Source organism: Microvenator marinus (assembly GCF_007993755.1).
Taxonomy (GTDB): Bacteria; Myxococcota_A; Bradymonadia; order Bradymonadales; family Bradymonadaceae; genus Allomicrovenator; species Allomicrovenator marinus.
This window is the reverse complement of the sequence record NZ_CP042467.1, coordinates 2,947,163-2,962,489: the sequence shown is the minus strand read 5'-3', so window position 1 is coordinate 2,962,489 and position 15,327 is coordinate 2,947,163. Positions and strand designations below refer to the sequence as shown.

Below are 15,327 nucleotides of genomic sequence, written 5' to 3'. Positions count from 1 at the left end.
GCCGGCAAACAAGCCAAACACTAAAAGTTTGAGAAAGTTTCAGACACCCAATTGCCCCTTTTTCCCTAAAAATCTCGGCGAGTTTGGGTAATAATCTGCGTGCCGATACACCCCATGCGGACATAGTCTGCGTAGACTGGAGGAGATTGATGTCCAAAGTTCTCGAACAATTTCTGGAACCAGGCGAAGAAATTCTCTGGTGGGGAAAGCCTCACCCGGACTTCAAGTCCACCGCGACCTGGGTGATTCAGGTCTGGGGGGCCATATGCTTTCTCTCCACCGGAGTCATTACCATGCTCGTGATGGCTAATGCCGATGAGATGGGCGACTCATGGGGATTTGCGGTCTTTTTCATTGTGCTCGGCGTGATCCTGACCGTCCTCTTTCTCTTCGGGTTTCCAATTCTCCAGGAGCGAAGAAACCTAGTGACCATCTACGCTGTGACTAACACTTCAGCCCTCGTTCTTGCGGGTTTCGGCGCGGGTAGATTGCAGAGAATGTACGTGGAGCCAGAACAGGATATTCGCCTCATCAGAAACGGGCGAAAACTCTACAACGTGCGCTACTACTACCAGCGCCACAGACGTGGACGCGGCGGGCGACACCAAACCACCTACCAGTTCAACGGCCTCGAGATCAAAGACGCAGAACAAGCAAGAGCGGCCTTGCTAAGATCGCAAGGCCGCATGAAATAGTCGTTCTGTTTTCGAGCAAAGTTTACGGGCGAGGACCAACCTGAGTGACTTGACCACTCGGGTATTCGGCACCGGTAAAGCCCGTGAAGTCTACAGAACCATTTCGGGCCTGATGGATTTTGGTCGGGACCTCACCAATAGTTGGTGTCCAGTAGTTGAACTTCGCGTCCGATGTTCCGGAAACCGTCATGGCAGCAAGCTCGTAGGCGGTTGAGGTGGCGTATTCGTCTGAGAGGACTTCATGGACGGTTATGGTGTCAGTGACAGAGCCATAACCGCTATCTCTCACCCGAACTCGCAAAGAAGTCACCCCCGATGGAATCTCAACCCAACCATTGAAATCCGAATTGAATTGCTGAATTGTGGACCCTGTTGTGGCGTTGATCAGATACCCAATGACGTAGTTCGTGGAGTAGTCCGTTTCGTTGTAGGCGATTCGCGCAAGCCTTGCTTCTCGTCCGTTTGGCAGCGTGTAATCACTCGAAGTAACCCCGGTAGAACTACAACAGCCACTATAGGATGCCGTGAGGACCGAGGATGTCGTAAACGCTTGAGCTATGGTGGTTCCAAGCACTGCGTTTCCGTAGATATTGCTGTAATTGAACTTCGCTGTGGGGTGGCTACTTACAGTTGAACGAAGTGCAACACCGGCGTCATCATTGAACTTTATGACGTTATTGTTCCCTACCATAGCGCTATTGCCGTTTACCCGAATGCCAGTAGCTCCATTATAGGTGATCAAATTGTAATTCACCCCTGGTGCGGCAGGTCCATTGACGTGCACACCGTCACCCTGGTTCTCCCGAACTGTGCTGTCCTCCAGAGTTCCGCCGTTTGCACCGTTGTAGAAGAGACCGTGACTCAACCCGTTGCGAATTGTCATACGGCTTAGAACTGGAGATGCAGCGCCGATATGAACACCATAACGCACAGCACCATCGACGGTGACGTAGCTCAAACTCGGAGCTCCAGAAATCACGTAGATTCCGTCGCGGCCGACTGTTGAGATGTTAACCCGAGTCAAAGTACTCGATCCTCGCAACATTACTCCCGTCTGCCCGTTGCGAAGATTGACGTCATTCCAAGTACTTTGATCCGCTCCAGAGCCGTCCAGATTCACCTCTTGGAACATATCGATATCAGAAGCACCAAGTCCCGCAATCAACACTTCGTTTCCTTGAGCGCCGTTGAGGTTGAATTGACCATTTGCCTTGATTTCAAAATCCCCAACGTTGTCCAAGTTCTGGTCGTGGTTGACGAAGAGGATCTGTGTGGAAGGATCGACATTCAATACCTGACCCGCCGGAACCGTCGTGTTGCCGGTTACGTAGATCGTTGAAGACCACGTTCCACTCACATTCCCCGCCATGTAAATGCCTGTGTCCCACGAGCTTGTGAACGGGACACCCACAAATCCCTGAACGTTCAGCATGTTTCTTGACGATTCAAAGGTACGCGTCATGACGTTTGGCCAAGTGCCAAGATAATTGCGCTGGAAGTCGATTGCGCTGTTCAATGAAGCGGCAACGTCGGCCTGCCCACTCTTCACGACTTCAACTTGCGAAACCGTGATGGTGTCAGTCACGGAACCATAGCCACTATCGCGGACACGTACCCGGAGGCTATTGACTCCCGAGGGAATTTCGATCCAGCCATTGAAATCACTGTTGAATTGCTGAATCGTACTGCCTGTCTCTGCATTGATGAGATAGCCGATCACGTAGTTAGTTGAGTAGTCGGTTTCGTTATAGTTGAGCCTAACTCGGCGGATCGTCGACCCGGCCGGTTTAGTCCAGTCTGAGGAAGTAACTCCGGACGAGCTGCAGCAGCCCGAGTAAGAGGCTGTAAGCACCGAACTCGTAATGATCCCTTCGTAAATCTCGGTGGAGCCTGTGGAGTTCGAGTAGATGTTGTTGAGATTGACAACCGGAGACGGCGAGTCCGACTGCGTGGTACTTGCTAATAGCTCGATACCCGCAGCAGCGTTGGTTCGGATCTGGTTTCGAGTCACGGCTCCACCGCTGTTTCCATTGAAAATAAGGCCGCGGTTGAGGTTGTTTTCCACCACTGAATCCGAAAGGTTCAATGTGCTCGTGTCCACGTATGCACCTTCGTCAGCGTTGCCCGCCAAAGTGCTTGTGGTCATGGTCACCACGGACGACTGGCGCAAGTAGATGCCGCTCTCGCCGTTCTGAGTGGAGCTCAATGAGGTGATGTCTACAGGGTTCGAACCGTTTCGAACCTCGACGCCGTTTCCACCACACTCTCGCGTCACCACGTCTTCCAAGCTCGCGTTGTCCGCGTTGTTCATGTCGATGCAGTTGTCCCGCGTGTTTCGGACTTCGGTGTTCGTGATCTGCGCATCGCTGCGTATATCAAGGCCGAAATCCGCATACTCGATGATCGCATGATCGATCACCGACCCAGCGCCGTTGAGGATGATTCGGTCCCAACCACCGGGTACCTTGGCTGTCTGGTCTTGTCCCGAGAATACAACGGGATCCGCCGCGGTGCCGTTGACCACCATATTACCGTTGACCGTGATTCGGTAGTCGCCAACGCCGCTTGGCGCCGCCACGTCCGAGTACACAAAGAGAATGTCGGTACCAGGGGCGATGGTCAGCGTGTTGCCAGAAGGCACGGTGACGTTGCCCGTTACGATGATCGTGCCGTACCAGAGTGTGGTGGTCACGTCGCTTCCGCCCACGTACTGAATGTCCGCGAAGCTCACTTGCCGAGTCGTCGACGTAGTTTGGCCAACGGCATCACGAACCACCATACGAATAGTATAGTTGCCGGAAGCTCCAAAGTCGTGACTTCGAATCTGTTGAGTAGAGAACGGCGTGTCACAGGTGCCGTCATTGTTCCAGTCCCAACATACTTCGAGGTCTGGCGTAGCCGTTTCAGTGTCGGTGGATCCCGAGGCGTCCACGGTCACCGTGGTCGTGTTGGTGATGGTCGCCGTGAACGATGCAACAGGCGCGTCGTTTCTAACGTCTAGGTATGCAAAAGCCGAACTTCCGACGATTCCGGTGCTATCCGTGGCCTGCGCCTGAAGCACGATCTGAGTGTTTGTCGGGTGATTCGCAGGTACAGTGTAGAAGTACTCGTGTGGAGTTGATGTGGTGCTGCCAAGCAGCGCGCCGTCAGCGTAGTAGCGAACCTCCGAAATGGTTCGCCCGGCGTTCGGCGTGGCGTCCACCAACATGCGGTGAACATTGCCCTGCGTCGTCTGCAGGGTTCCCTGTGGGGAAATCAAAACCACCTCAGGAGCCGTGGCGTCCTGACATACGTTTAGGGTGCAAACCTGAGTACCAGGGCAGTCCGCAGCAGTTGACCACTCCAGGCATGAGTCCGTGTCGTAGTTTCCGCAAGTTCTGACTTGTTCGCCTGAGCATTGCGTGGCGCCTTGGGCGGAACACTCATCGGTGCAAGGATCCTGACAGGTGGTGCCCTGACACGTTTGTGAGCCCGAACATGCCATGGATGGTCCCCACTCAAGACACGTGTCCGCATCAAAGTTCCCACAGCTCTGAATCTGTGTGCCGTCGCATCGGGTCTGCCCCATGGAACAGTCATTCATACAAGAGATCGCGGCGGCACCGGGCGTAGGAGACGCCTGTACCGTAAAGTCTACAGAGTTGTCGTCCGTGTCATTTGAGTCGAGGTCGCGCGACAAGCTCGCTCCGTTTTGTGCCGAGCCGGCAGCTGTTCCCTCGCCCGCAAACGTATCATTCGCCCCGAAGCTTCCGTAACCGAGTGCGTCCACTACGCGGCCTCGCCAGCGCACTTGAACAGAGTCAGGTCCGTTCTGGAAGTCGACCGCGGTTGAGGTCATTTCTGCCGACGCCACCAGTGTCGCGTCACCGTTCGGATGAGCGATCACGAAGAATCCGTCTTGGCCAATCGTCTCGCCGGTCAAGGGGATTGAATTGTAATCGCCGCCGCCTGACCCGTTGACGCCCACGACCGAGTAGCCGTCCAACGACTGACCAGGAGGGCCAGAAAGCTCCACGAAGAGCGTATTTCCAGCTGCCGAATCGGTGCCCATGGAGTCATAGACAAGCTCGTTGATAAGTACGATGGCTGGCGTTGCGCCAAGTTCACATGCGCCAGCGGCACAGACTTCATAGGACTGACAGGCGGTGGTGGTGGACCACTCAAGGCAGTTGTCTAGGTCGAACTGACCGCAGCTTCGCGTTCCGTTTCCAGAACACTCGACCGCGCCCGATGTGGTGCACTCGTCTGAGCAAGGCAAGTCGCAGGTGTCGTTGGTGCAGGTTGCGCCGCCAGGGCAGGCCACCGCGCCACCCCACTCCAAACAAGGGTCGGCATCGTAGTTTCCGCAGCTCTCGAGCGAGTTGCCTGAGCACTGGGTCGCGCCTTGAGTACACTCGTCGGAGCACGTCGCCACGCATTGTCCCTGGCTACATGCGAATCCAGCCTGACAAGGCACTGGGCTTGATCGATCGAGGCACGCATCACCGTCAAACTGCCCACAGATCGAAACCCCGGAGTTATCCGGCGAGCAGATCGCGGCACCCGAGGTCGGGCATTCGTCCGAACAATTCGCCGCACAAACGCCGTTGGAGCAGGTTTCTGCGGCGGAGCACGCCACAACCGGACTCCAGGCTAAACAGCCCTGTGCGGTGCGCTCACACGTTCTGACGCCGTTTCCTGAACACTCTTCAGCACCTTCCGTGGAGCACGTGTCCGAGCAAGGCACCGCGCATGTTCCGCTGGCACATGATTCGCCTGATGCACAAGGCTCAGCCGGTCCGAGGTCCAAACAGGAGTCCGAGTCAAACTGTCCGCAGGTGCGCGTCGCGTCGCCAAAGCAGACCGACTCGCCCGCGGAGCACTCGTCGGTGCAGGCTTCAGTAGTGTCTACACACGCACCTTGCTCGCAGCGCTCATTTGCGCCACATGCCACACCCGCACCCGCTTCACGGCAAGAATCCGCGTCGTAGTTGCCACAAGTTCCGACGGTGTTCTCGTCCAAACAAACCGTTGTGCCGCTTGGGCACTCGTCCCTGCATGGCGGAACGCATCGGTCCTCAAGGCAGCTATGGCCCTGTGTACACGCGATGCTCTGCGAGAACTCTACGCACTCGTCGTCGTCGAATTGGCCGCAAATCTGGAATGCGCCGGTGCCATCACAAACCTGCTCGCCGGGCTGACACTCATCTTCGCAACCGGGTCCCAAATCCGGATCCATATCCTCGCCCATATCCGGGTCGAGGTCGGGATCCTGGTCCGTCTCCATGTCTGGAGTGTTATTCTCGCCCATATCGTTTTCGTTATTGGTTCCTCCAATATCCGAAGTCATATCGGGTTCATTATTGTTATTATTGGTCGGGTTAGGTCTAGGCGTCGGGTCGTCCGAACAACCCAGCGCACTGGCCAAAACCAGTACAAATGCACTCTTTAACACGGAAATTTTCATCTTCTCCCTCGGCAATTTAGCAAGGCATTACAAGCAGGTACGCGCGCCTTTTGCGATCATTGGCGAGCATTATCAGAGTGGTGTTCGGTTTGGAAACTGAAAGAAACTGAAATTGCAAAAGTCCCCCGCTCGGTGGCAGACTCTTGAGTCTATGACCACACCGCCGCGCCGAAATATGAGTTCGCAAAACGCCGAACTCTCCCTCGAAAACCTCGCTGGAACCGTGCTCGATCAGCGGTTTCGCCTTGAGCGAATCCTGAGCTCTGGAGGCATGGGCGTGGTCTTCAAGGCTACACAACTCAGCGTCAACCGCGCCGTGGCCATCAAACTCATCAAGCCCGACCTCGCAGGCGACTCGGACCTCATCGCGCGTTTTGTTCAAGAAACCGGTGTGATTGGAAAGCTGAGCCATCCCAACATCGTGCAGTTCATCGACTCGGGTCGCGACCTAAATGGCCTTACGTACATCGTGATGGAGTATGTGCGCGGCGAGACGTTTCGGCATGCCCTTGAGTCCGCTCGGCTATCGCTGCTGGAGATCTTGCACGTCTTTGTTCAAGTCTGCGATGCCCTCATCGAGGCTCACCACCTTGGGATTATCCATCGTGACCTCAAGTTCGAGAACATCATGATGGTGCGCCACCAGGATGACCGAATTCACGTCAAAATTCTCGATTTTGGGGTCGCACGAGAGCTCGAGAAACGCTCCGAAATCACGCGAGCAGGGGAAGTTCCCGGCACACCCGGAATCATCGCTCCGGAACTTCTGGATTCCTCGGAGCCGAGCGCGCAAAGCGACCTTTACTCCCTCGGCGTACTCCTCTTTACCGCGTTGACCGGAAGGCCACCGTTCGAGGGGCGAAACGACTTTGAAGTGATGCGTGCGCATCAGATCGAGGACATCCCGAATCTCTATGAGCTTCTGGGGGATTCAGTGCCAGAAGTGATCATCGAGTTGGCCTACGAGCTCATGCAGAAGGAGCCGGGCGAGCGCCCAGACAGCGCTCAGGCGGTCAGAGACAGGTTGGAAAGGATCATCGGTGACTTGGAAAAGCAGATGATGGATCATCCACGCTACGTCCCGCCTCTACGTGATCACCTGCGCCCGTTCCACGCACCCCGCATGATAGCCGCCAATAGGTCTCAAGAGTTCTTGGCTGCAGCGCCGCAGGCACAACCTGCCCAAGAGACGGCATCGGTGGCGCCGATGTCGGTGGTGACCGCCCTGATTGTGGTGATCATACTAATGGCCGTCGCGCTCGTGTATTTGCTCTACAAACAACACGTTCTTACGACGGCCATCTAGGTGTTAAGCCAGGCTTAGTGGGCGAGTGCCGCCTTGACCCATTTCGAGCAGCTCGTGCGGTTGATGGTGGTTGGAATCTCGTTGCAGATTACGCTTTCTGCGCGCAAGCCTTGAGCCTCCAAATCCTTCACTTCTGGCGCGATGTCCACAAGTGCACGGTTGAACTCCGTGTTAAACGTCACACCGAGTGCTTGGTCCACACTCTCAGCGGCGACAAGCGCCGTGAAATACTCAGCCGTCACGAGATTTCGGTCCGAGGTCGTGCGCTCCGTGCAGTTCAGATAACGGTCAAAGAGCCCGCTGAAGTCTGAAATTCGCTCGCCTACCTGGAAAGGTGCTCGCTCTTCAGTGATGCTCCGCCACTCAACCATCAAGCCCGTATGAAGTAGTTCGCACGAATTCGGGTTGTGTGAGAGTGCTCGGCGATACCAGTTGCGAAGCATCGCTGTGTTGTAGTTTCCGGTGTAGAGCGACGCCCACGCGAGGTTATTATGCAAGGTGCCCGACGTCGTTTGTACAGATTGCACGCCGTCCATCAAGACCTTCTCAGCGCGCGGATAGTCGTCGACTTTCAGGAAAAGAATACCGGCCGTATTCACCAGCGCCTCGCTTGAAGGATAGTGCTTGGCAGCAATGCTCGCCACGCCTGCGGCGCGACGCGTATCGCCGGTATCCTCTACACACGTGATGTAGCGGTACCACTCGTACTCACTCCATGTCGCCGGATTTTCACCGTCACCGTTGGCTTGAGCCACGTTCGAGCACGAGTCGTGAGAAACCATGGGGTCTACATCAGGTTGGCCATAATGATTTATCATCAAGGTCAAGCCCACTACTGTCCAAGCCGCCACGGCAAACGCCGCAGGGTAGGTCACTAAGGATCGCGCTGATACAGCCATGTCTTCTCCTGTTTAACTCGTTGCTCTTTGAAGTTTACGAAAATCAGCGTCGGATATCAATTCTTGGCTGAGCTTTTTTGGCCGACCCACATCGTGTTGCAGCAGCCATAAGCCGCTGGCACGTGTGCTGAGTGGAAGCGACTGGAGTTGCCCCTTCGCAAAGCGCCGCGCGATCAACCTTTGATGTGTTAGCATTCATGGCCTGCTTAGCGAGCGCGATTCCTGAATGCGTCCGAGCCCATGCAGGCCGTTGACCCTCGGTCTGAAGCTTCGCCACCTCAACATCGAGCACCGCTGCGCCGAGCACTTCTTCTACGATATGACGCTCACCGCTCTTGAGGCGCTTCTCACAACCATCATACTGCTCACGAAGCGCATCGTAGCGGTTGAGTGCGTCACTTCGCACGTGCGAGGAGCCAGATGCTGCCATCGCGTACTCGACCCACATACCGGTGTGGACAGCCTCACAATTGATGCCGCTGGTATCTCGCTTCAGTGCTGACTGATAAAGAGTTCGCGAAGTCTCAAGAGGCATTTCCCTGGGTACCCAGAGGCTCGCCCACGAGAGGTTGTTCTCCATGATGCCGCTCGTGAGCTGCACCTTGTTGATGCCGTCGCGAAGTACCGACACAGCCTCCTCGTAAGCACCGGTCTCGATCAGGTGATAGCCCTTGATATTGTAGAGGGTCTCTGACTTCGGATAACTTTGAAGGCCAAGGTCCGCCACGTCGATCGCCATAAACGCTTGCTCAGCGTCGTCATAGCAAAACGCCACGTTAACAAAATCAGTCTCTGACCAATGTTGCACGTTCGGCGAAGATGCCATGTGCGCACACTCAGCAAAAAGCTGCGTGTTCCTCGGTTCGTACGTCTCAACTTGGACGGGGCATTGGAATGCACTCCATGCTGCTCCCAGTGCAAGGACTGAAACGGTGGTGCCTAAGAGCACTGCCGGGCTCTTGATCAACGTCTTGGGTGTGATGGCCATGTTCTCCTCTTCTCGGTTTTTTCCGCTTAATAGCGCCCTTTGCGGGTCTTATACGTCTCTAACAACCCGCATCCATCATTGTATTCCTTCAAAACACAAAAGTCTAACGGTCGGGTAAAAACACTTTTTTGAACAAAATTCGCAACACTTTCCCAAAGTGTCCGAAAATAGAACTTAGACGCCCGAAACTTTGCGGGTGCGATTCTTTAAGGAGACACTATGGGGCTATCATTTACCCACGCAGCCATGGAGAAGCTCTTGGAAAGGAGTCTGACCTCTGTGTTGCGTTTGACTGGATTGCCAGCTCCCAAAGACGGGAGCAGCATCGAAGATAGAAAGACCGAGTTCACCAGGGCAACACCGTCGGTGAGACGCGCAGACTGCGTTTTCCTTGTTCAGGCATCACACGAATACTATGTCGTCGGGGAGGTACAGCGTGAGATTGATCCGGAAAAACCCGATGTCTGGACAGATTATGTCGCGTTCATGAAGGGGCGGGGCAAGCCCGTCGAGCTTATCGTAGTGACCTTTTCCACGGAGGTTGAGGCTTGGGCAAGAAGTCCAATTCAATTTACGAGTCGTGGGAGTTGGACGCCAACGGTGATCGGGCCTTCCACCACGCCCAGGATGCTCACGTCGGAGCAGTTGGCTGAAAACCCCTGGTGGGGGCTATTTTGCTCAATGATACACGCGAGGAAGGACTACGCCGAACCCTTGTACAAAGCGACGATGAATCAATGCATCGATAGCTACGAAGCGGGAAAGCTATCACACCGGGACATGGACGAAATTTCTGATACAATGCTAGAAGTTGTGACTGAGAGAGTCAGGCAACACTTTATGGAGCTCGACATGAGAACACGCACATTTTGGGAAGAATTTAAGGCAGAGGCATTCGAGAAAGGCATCGAAGAAGGTGTCGAGAAAGGCATCGAAAAGGGCATCGAGAAAGGCAAAGAAGAGGGCCTGCGTGCCTCTGTCTTGCGGGTTGCCAAAGCTCGTGGCCTCTCGTTGAGCCAGAAACACTTGGAGATTTTGGAAGGATGCCACGACCAGCACCGTTTGGAGCAGTGGCTTGAGGCGATCGTCAGTGCCGAGGACTCGAAAGACGTATTCGAATCGTGAGACGGCTCAGCTTCTTATGTGCCCTGTGCGCAATACTCGGCTGTGGAGACGAGTCCTTTACACCGCCAGTCGCAGATGTTTGGGAGCCGTCGAGCTATGGCTCATTCATCACGGATGCATGTGGTGTTGGGCTCTCCAACTTTGAGGAGTCACGTTGGGACCACCGGGAAGGTTCAAGCACACTGCACCTTGAGATGGCTCAAGGTTGCGGGGTGTATCAAGGAACCATTGAGTTCACCGAGAATCTGGACCTGCCCCACATGCCGACATGGGAAGTTACCACGCAGATGTGTATTCAAAGAGGCCTACAAGCCATGGGAAAATCGACTACCTCTGCCGCCGGATAGGTCCCGGAACAATTAGACATCCAACCCAAAATGGCGGGCATAAGCCACCAACGCATCAACAGGGGCGCGAAATGTTTCGTCGGATTGTGGGTTAAATACTACGCCCATAATATGGGCCGCGTGTTCTTGAACCAAACGCGTGGACTTCAGCGGGTCGAGTACCAACATGTTCAGGTTGCCGTCGGGTAGAAGCAGGTCGTGCTCCCGCTCGAATTTCGAAAGCTGGCGAAAGTTCGTAAACGCCAGCAACCACGCGCCATCTTCCTCCTGCATGACCATCGGCGTGGTGGCCCCCGGCGCCTTTTTACCGGGCGCGAAATACCAGGCTCCAAGCAGGTATACCGCTTTCCACATCGCCTCGATATTGGCCGTGGTCGGCTCGTTCTTCGCGGTCTTGATCAGGTCTCGTAGTTCGATCATGTCTGGTCTTCCGAGTGGGTTCTGCCTATGGTCCTGCCCGAGTGTGGACCAGAGAGGTTAAGATGTTCAACCTTCGAAATTTAGGAAATTACTTCGTCGCGTCGCTTGTCTTCTTAACATTGCTCTTCCCGGCCGCAGCTCAACTCCAGCCCGCACAATCCAATTCAGCTCCTAGTTCCGAAGGCGCCTCTGAGGTCAAAGAGTGGATCTGCCCCATGAAATGCGATGGCCTGCACTTTGATAAGGCCGGCGACTGCCCGATTTGCGGCATGCATCTCGTGCCGCACAAGGTAGCCGTAGAATCCGAGTTTTTCTCGGACGACCTGCTTGAAGGCGCCGAAACCATCGTACCACCGCCCGAAAAAGCCCTTATGCCAGGCCTGACCTCCGCGCATTTTTACACCGGTGTGGCAGGTCTATTCCTGATCACCTTCCTGCTCGGCATGGTCCTCAAGGAGCCCACCCGAAACTTGCGCCGCACGCGCGAGCGCTGGAAGTATCCCCGGTGGGAGCTAAAATGGGGCTGGATTCGCAGATTCTTGCGCTGGCGAGGGGCGCAATTCGCGTTGCAGGTGCCAGTTGTGGCGCTTTTTGTATTGGTAATTGTGGCGGGGCTCATCGGAAATCAGGACCCGTCGCGAAATATCGCGCCGGTCTTGACCTGGAATATCTGGTGGATGGGGCTCATCTTCTTCGCGTTTTTCGCGGGCCAGGTCTGGTGCACCGTCTGCCCCTGGATGGCTGTCCCAGACTGGATCACGCGCTTCGCCGCTAAAATCCGAGGCCGCGTAAAGCCGATTGGACTGCACAAGAAATGGCCGCGCACCATGCGAAACCTCTACCTCGCGAGCGCGTTCTTCTTCGGCGTCTCCTGGATCGAGCTCGCCTACGAAGCCCCGTACCGCCCAGCGCTCACAGCCTTTATGGGCTTGAGCATGGTGGGTCTAGCCGGGCTCACCTTGGTGGTCTTTGAAAAGAAGTCGTTCTGCCGTTGGGTGTGCCCGGTCGGGCGAGTCACCGGTCAGTACGGCACCACCGGGATGTTGGAGATTCGGCGCCGAGACGTAGACATCTGCGCGGGTTGTCAAACCAAAGACTGCCTGCACGGCAATGAGCGCGGCTTGCCTTGCCCCACCGAAGAGTTCATGGGCGCCATGAATGAAAACACCTATTGCACCATGTGTACCGAGTGCATCCGAACCTGCCCGCACGACAACGTCGCCCTCAACGTGCGAGCACCGCTCGCGGACCTCATGGGGCCGCATCGAAAACGCCTCGACGAAGCATGGTTTTTGCTCATCATCCTTGGAATCACGCTCTTTCATGGCCTCGCGATGATTCCCGTGTGGTCGCACGACACGGTGCCGCCGGCGCGTGAATGGAGCCTTTCGACGCTCGGTTTCGACCCCGGCTACCTGACCACGTTCACCATCGGCATGGTTGCATTCCTCGGCGGACTAGCGCTCATTTACGCCGCGTTCTGCGCCCTGATTCGCGTGGCTTCCGGCAACCTGACACTAGGCTTTAAAGAGTTCTTCATCGGCATGGCGTACCCACTTTTGCCGCTCGCGCTCGGGTATCATCTGGCGCATAACGCGCTTCACTTTTTCTACGAGGGAAGCAAGCTCTTCCGCCTCATCAGCGACCCCTTCGGCTGGGGCTGGGATATCTTCGGGACCGCACAAAGCCCGCTCACCATGCTGATTCCTATCGAGATTCTCTGGGTCGTGCAGGTCATTCTGGTGCTCGCCGCCCAAATCTCGGGCGTCTTCCTGATTCGCCGCGCACTCTTCCGGATGCTCGGAAATCGCCGGCAAGTGCAGCGTGCATTCGTCGCAGCCGCACTCTTGCTTATGGTCATGAGTTTCATCAGCCTCTGGCTCTTGAACCAGCCGATGGAAATGCGAACGGCATAATTTGGTCTTCCCGCAAACCAAACCCGCGTGTAGTCTAGCGCACCATGAAGTTGATCCTCGCACAACCTGAGCACTCCAAGCATATCGCGGCCTTCTACAACGCGATCCACGGCACCGATTTCCCGCATCCAGAACTCTTTGACGAAGATACCGTCGCGCGCCTGCTCCAAGATGGTGAGTTGGCTATGATTGTGGCGTCTAAAGAACAGCGGATTGTGGGAGCGGGCCTTGCGTTTCCGCAGGCCTGGAATGAAACTCTGGAGATCGGCGCGCTTTCGGTAGATGATGTCCCGGAAAGAAACCAGGTGGCCAAAGCACTTTTTGAGGCTTTGCGTCGACTCGGTCTAAAACGCTACGGCATCGCGTATTTTCGCGCCCCAACTGAGGCGGCGTTTCGCCGCGGGCGAGATATCGGCGCCACCTGCTGGGGATTTCGTCCGATGCCAGGCTCGCGTCAGATATCCGATGCTGAAATGATCATGGGATTCATAGACGCCAAAGGCGGGCAGGGCGTGCGCATTCGGCCGCCAGATAATGAGATTACGCGACTTCCATTCGCGGCCCGAATCATCGAAGCCCTTGAACAAGAAGCCGACGAGATTCCCTACCCCAAAAACTTCCCGGTTGGGTCGCCACGAGGCACCGGAACCGTAGTGATTTCGGGGCGAATCTGGCCGACGTACCACTCCAAAGGCAACTATATCACCATCGAGAATTCAGCTGGCAGATACCCGGTTGAAATTATCCGTGAGTTCGTGGAGAAAGTGCGTGAGAAGGGCGTCTCAGATATTCGAATGGCCGTTCCCGTCAACCACGACGACGCTTATGACGACCTGTTAAATCTGGACTTCAAACCTGTCGCCTATCTCCCTGGTTGGTTCTTACGTGGCCCGCACCGGTTCGACTGCATCCAGATGGTGGCCGGCATGCCGCGCATCCCCAGAATTACTGATGATTTTATAGAGCGCGCCGCCGGGAAGGTGGTTTCCGAGTTGACGCCCTAAGGCGCGTACCGAATCACGCATTCGCGAGACATCAACAACACTTTCTGCACGACCCACTCGATAGAGCGACCAGCCCTCAGTGCCGCGACCTCCATCTCGTCGGCGCACTCCGCGCTCAGAGATACGGTGGACGATACAAGCCTCTCGTTCCGGTCCACATAAGGACAAATACACGGGGTATCCACCACATCTCGCGTCAGTTTCCACGCGTGCTCAATCAACTCGCCCACTGTCACCTGTGTGTCGCGGGAAACGCGCGCGTAATCTTGATGCACGCTCTCAGGAAGCTCGATCTTAACGTCGACGCGTGTGGTGTCGGGATTCAAAATCCGATGCTCGAGCATCGCCAGAAAAAGCTGTTCGCCCGAATAATCGCGGTCGATATCCAAGAAGAAGCTTACAAACTCGAGGTCCGAAAGTTTTATCAGGAATTCGCCCGACTCGGCCCCCTGATCGGCTAAGAGGCTTTTCAAATAGTCAGCCACTGCGATGTAGAGAGAAGGGCTTAAATGGCAGAGTTCGTGGGTCTCATCGCCCACACACAAACAGGCGCGCCAGCCGTGTTTGGTTTGCATGATATGAATGTCGCCGTCGACTTGAATCGCATCCACAAGGAGTGCGTGAACGATTCGGGTCGCGGTTTCTTCCGCATTGATTTGAGCTTCTGAATTCATGGATTCCTCCAAGATGGCTCGATAGATTCCAGGGTGGTGAAGCCCCACCCCATACAGACGATGTAAAGATGCGCGGACTTCGGATTCAGGTGCAACAACCATCGTCACGTCCCGCCCAACCATGCGTTTTAGTTCAATCGGGCAGGTGGCCAGCGGATTGGACAAAGCAATGACCAACGAGCCGTTCTTCTGGCCCACCGCAACACCCCCGATGGCGGTCGCAATGCTCTCATCGAGCGCCTGCGCCATACACTCCTCCGCACACAAGCTCGGAAGCATCGGGAGGCCCGTACGATCAGCCAGGAGCTTGGCCAGAAGACATTCTTCGATCAGTCCGAGCTCGTCCAACTCTTGGATCAGAGACGTACCTCGCTTTTCCGACCGCTCAAGCGCGTGCTCAAGCTCAGCTTTGGGGACGAGCCCTAACTCGTCTACAAGCTTTATCAGTGCAAGGTTCTTCATGTTGAATCAATCTCCTATCCTACCTCAGAGATGCGAGGATAGAAG

The 15,327-nt window shown here is 55.5% G+C and carries 11 protein-coding genes; 6 read left to right on the top strand and 5 right to left on the bottom strand.

Annotated features, from left to right (window positions below):
• Positions 1–149 precede the first annotated feature (149 nt).
• A complete protein-coding gene (locus FRD01_RS12080; protein ID WP_146959968.1) occupies positions 150–695 on the top strand; it encodes a hypothetical protein in 546 nt (181 codons plus the stop codon).
• Between the two features lie 22 nt (positions 696–717).
• On the opposite strand, the gene FRD01_RS12075 is transcribed toward FRD01_RS12080, so the two are convergent.
• Entirely contained in the window at positions 718–6,141 is a 5,424-nt protein-coding gene (locus FRD01_RS12075) for a right-handed parallel beta-helix repeat-containing protein (RefSeq protein WP_146959966.1), read from the bottom strand.
• Between the two features lie 175 nt (positions 6,142–6,316).
• Between FRD01_RS12075 and FRD01_RS12070 the strand changes: the two genes are divergently transcribed.
• Entirely contained in the window at positions 6,317–7,447 is a 1,131-nt protein-coding gene (locus FRD01_RS12070) for a serine/threonine protein kinase (protein ID WP_249755573.1), read from the top strand.
• Positions 7,448–7,461: 14 nt separating this feature from the next.
• On the opposite strand, the gene FRD01_RS12065 is transcribed toward FRD01_RS12070, so the two are convergent.
• Together FRD01_RS12065 and FRD01_RS12060 are read right to left on the bottom strand one after the other, a co-directional pair.
• Entirely contained in the window at positions 7,462–8,346 is an 885-nt protein-coding gene (locus FRD01_RS12065) for a tetratricopeptide repeat protein (protein ID WP_146959962.1), read from the bottom strand.
• Positions 8,347–8,389: 43 nt separating this feature from the next.
• A complete protein-coding gene (locus tag FRD01_RS12060; RefSeq protein ID WP_146959960.1) occupies positions 8,390–9,334 on the bottom strand; it encodes a hypothetical protein in 945 nt (314 codons plus the stop codon).
• Between the two features lie 219 nt (positions 9,335–9,553).
• Here FRD01_RS12060 and FRD01_RS12055 point away from each other — a divergent pair, with 219 nt between their 5' ends.
• Positions 9,554–10,459, top strand: coding sequence for an RpnC/YadD family protein (locus FRD01_RS12055; protein ID WP_146959958.1), 906 nt, complete (start codon positions 9,554–9,556; stop codon positions 10,457–10,459).
• A complete protein-coding gene (locus tag FRD01_RS12050) occupies positions 10,456–10,806 on the top strand; it encodes a hypothetical protein (protein WP_146959956.1) in 351 nt (116 codons plus the stop codon). Before FRD01_RS12055 ends, FRD01_RS12050 begins: the two co-directional genes overlap by 4 nt.
• Before the next feature lie 12 nt (positions 10,807–10,818).
• Here FRD01_RS12050 and FRD01_RS12045 read toward each other — a convergent pair whose 3' ends face one another.
• Positions 10,819–11,226: an SseB family protein gene (locus FRD01_RS12045; RefSeq protein ID WP_146959955.1), complete on the bottom strand. Its 408-nt coding sequence runs from the start codon at positions 11,224–11,226 to the stop codon at positions 10,819–10,821.
• A 62-nt stretch (positions 11,227–11,288) separates the two neighbouring features.
• Here FRD01_RS12045 and FRD01_RS12040 point away from each other — a divergent pair, with 62 nt between their 5' ends.
• Both FRD01_RS12040 and FRD01_RS12035 read left to right on the top strand, forming a co-directional pair.
• Positions 11,289–13,142 (top strand): heavy metal-binding domain-containing protein, encoded by a 1,854-nt coding sequence (locus tag FRD01_RS12040; RefSeq protein WP_146959953.1) that lies wholly within the window; start codon positions 11,289–11,291, stop codon positions 13,140–13,142.
• 44 nt (positions 13,143–13,186) lie between these two features.
• Positions 13,187–14,146 (top strand): hypothetical protein, encoded by a 960-nt coding sequence (locus FRD01_RS12035; protein WP_146959951.1) that lies wholly within the window; start codon positions 13,187–13,189, stop codon positions 14,144–14,146.
• On the opposite strand, the gene FRD01_RS12030 is transcribed toward FRD01_RS12035, so the two are convergent.
• The gene (locus FRD01_RS12030) at positions 14,143–15,282 is read right to left on the bottom strand and encodes a GspE/PulE/PilB domain-containing protein (RefSeq protein ID WP_146959949.1); all 1,140 of its coding nucleotides are present in this window, start codon (positions 15,280–15,282) and stop codon (positions 14,143–14,145) included. The two genes, FRD01_RS12035 and FRD01_RS12030, sit on opposite strands and share 4 nt — an antisense overlap.
• Between the last annotated feature and the right edge of the window lie 45 nt (positions 15,283–15,327).

Excerpts from the sequence above, each read along its gene's own strand:
- FRD01_RS12080 (WP_146959968.1), top strand. The coding sequence starts at position 150 with ATGTCCAAAGTTCTCGAACAATTTCTGGAACCAGGCGAAGAAATTCTC.
- FRD01_RS12075 (WP_146959966.1), bottom strand. The coding sequence starts at position 6,141 with ATGAAAATTTCCGTGTTAAAGAGTGCATTTGTACTGGTTTTGGCCAGT.
- FRD01_RS12070 (WP_249755573.1), top strand. The coding sequence starts at position 6,317 with ATGAGTTCGCAAAACGCCGAACTCTCCCTCGAAAACCTCGCTGGAACC.
- FRD01_RS12065 (WP_146959962.1), bottom strand. The coding sequence starts at position 8,346 with ATGGCTGTATCAGCGCGATCCTTAGTGACCTACCCTGCGGCGTTTGCC.
- FRD01_RS12060 (WP_146959960.1), bottom strand. The coding sequence starts at position 9,334 with ATGGCCATCACACCCAAGACGTTGATCAAGAGCCCGGCAGTGCTCTTA.
- FRD01_RS12055 (WP_146959958.1), top strand. The coding sequence starts at position 9,554 with ATGGGGCTATCATTTACCCACGCAGCCATGGAGAAGCTCTTGGAAAGG.
- FRD01_RS12045 (WP_146959955.1), bottom strand. The coding sequence starts at position 11,226 with ATGATCGAACTACGAGACCTGATCAAGACCGCGAAGAACGAGCCGACC.
- FRD01_RS12040 (WP_146959953.1), top strand. The coding sequence starts at position 11,289 with ATGTTCAACCTTCGAAATTTAGGAAATTACTTCGTCGCGTCGCTTGTC.
- FRD01_RS12035 (WP_146959951.1), top strand. The coding sequence starts at position 13,187 with ATGAAGTTGATCCTCGCACAACCTGAGCACTCCAAGCATATCGCGGCC.
- FRD01_RS12030 (WP_146959949.1), bottom strand. The coding sequence starts at position 15,282 with ATGAAGAACCTTGCACTGATAAAGCTTGTAGACGAGTTAGGGCTCGTC.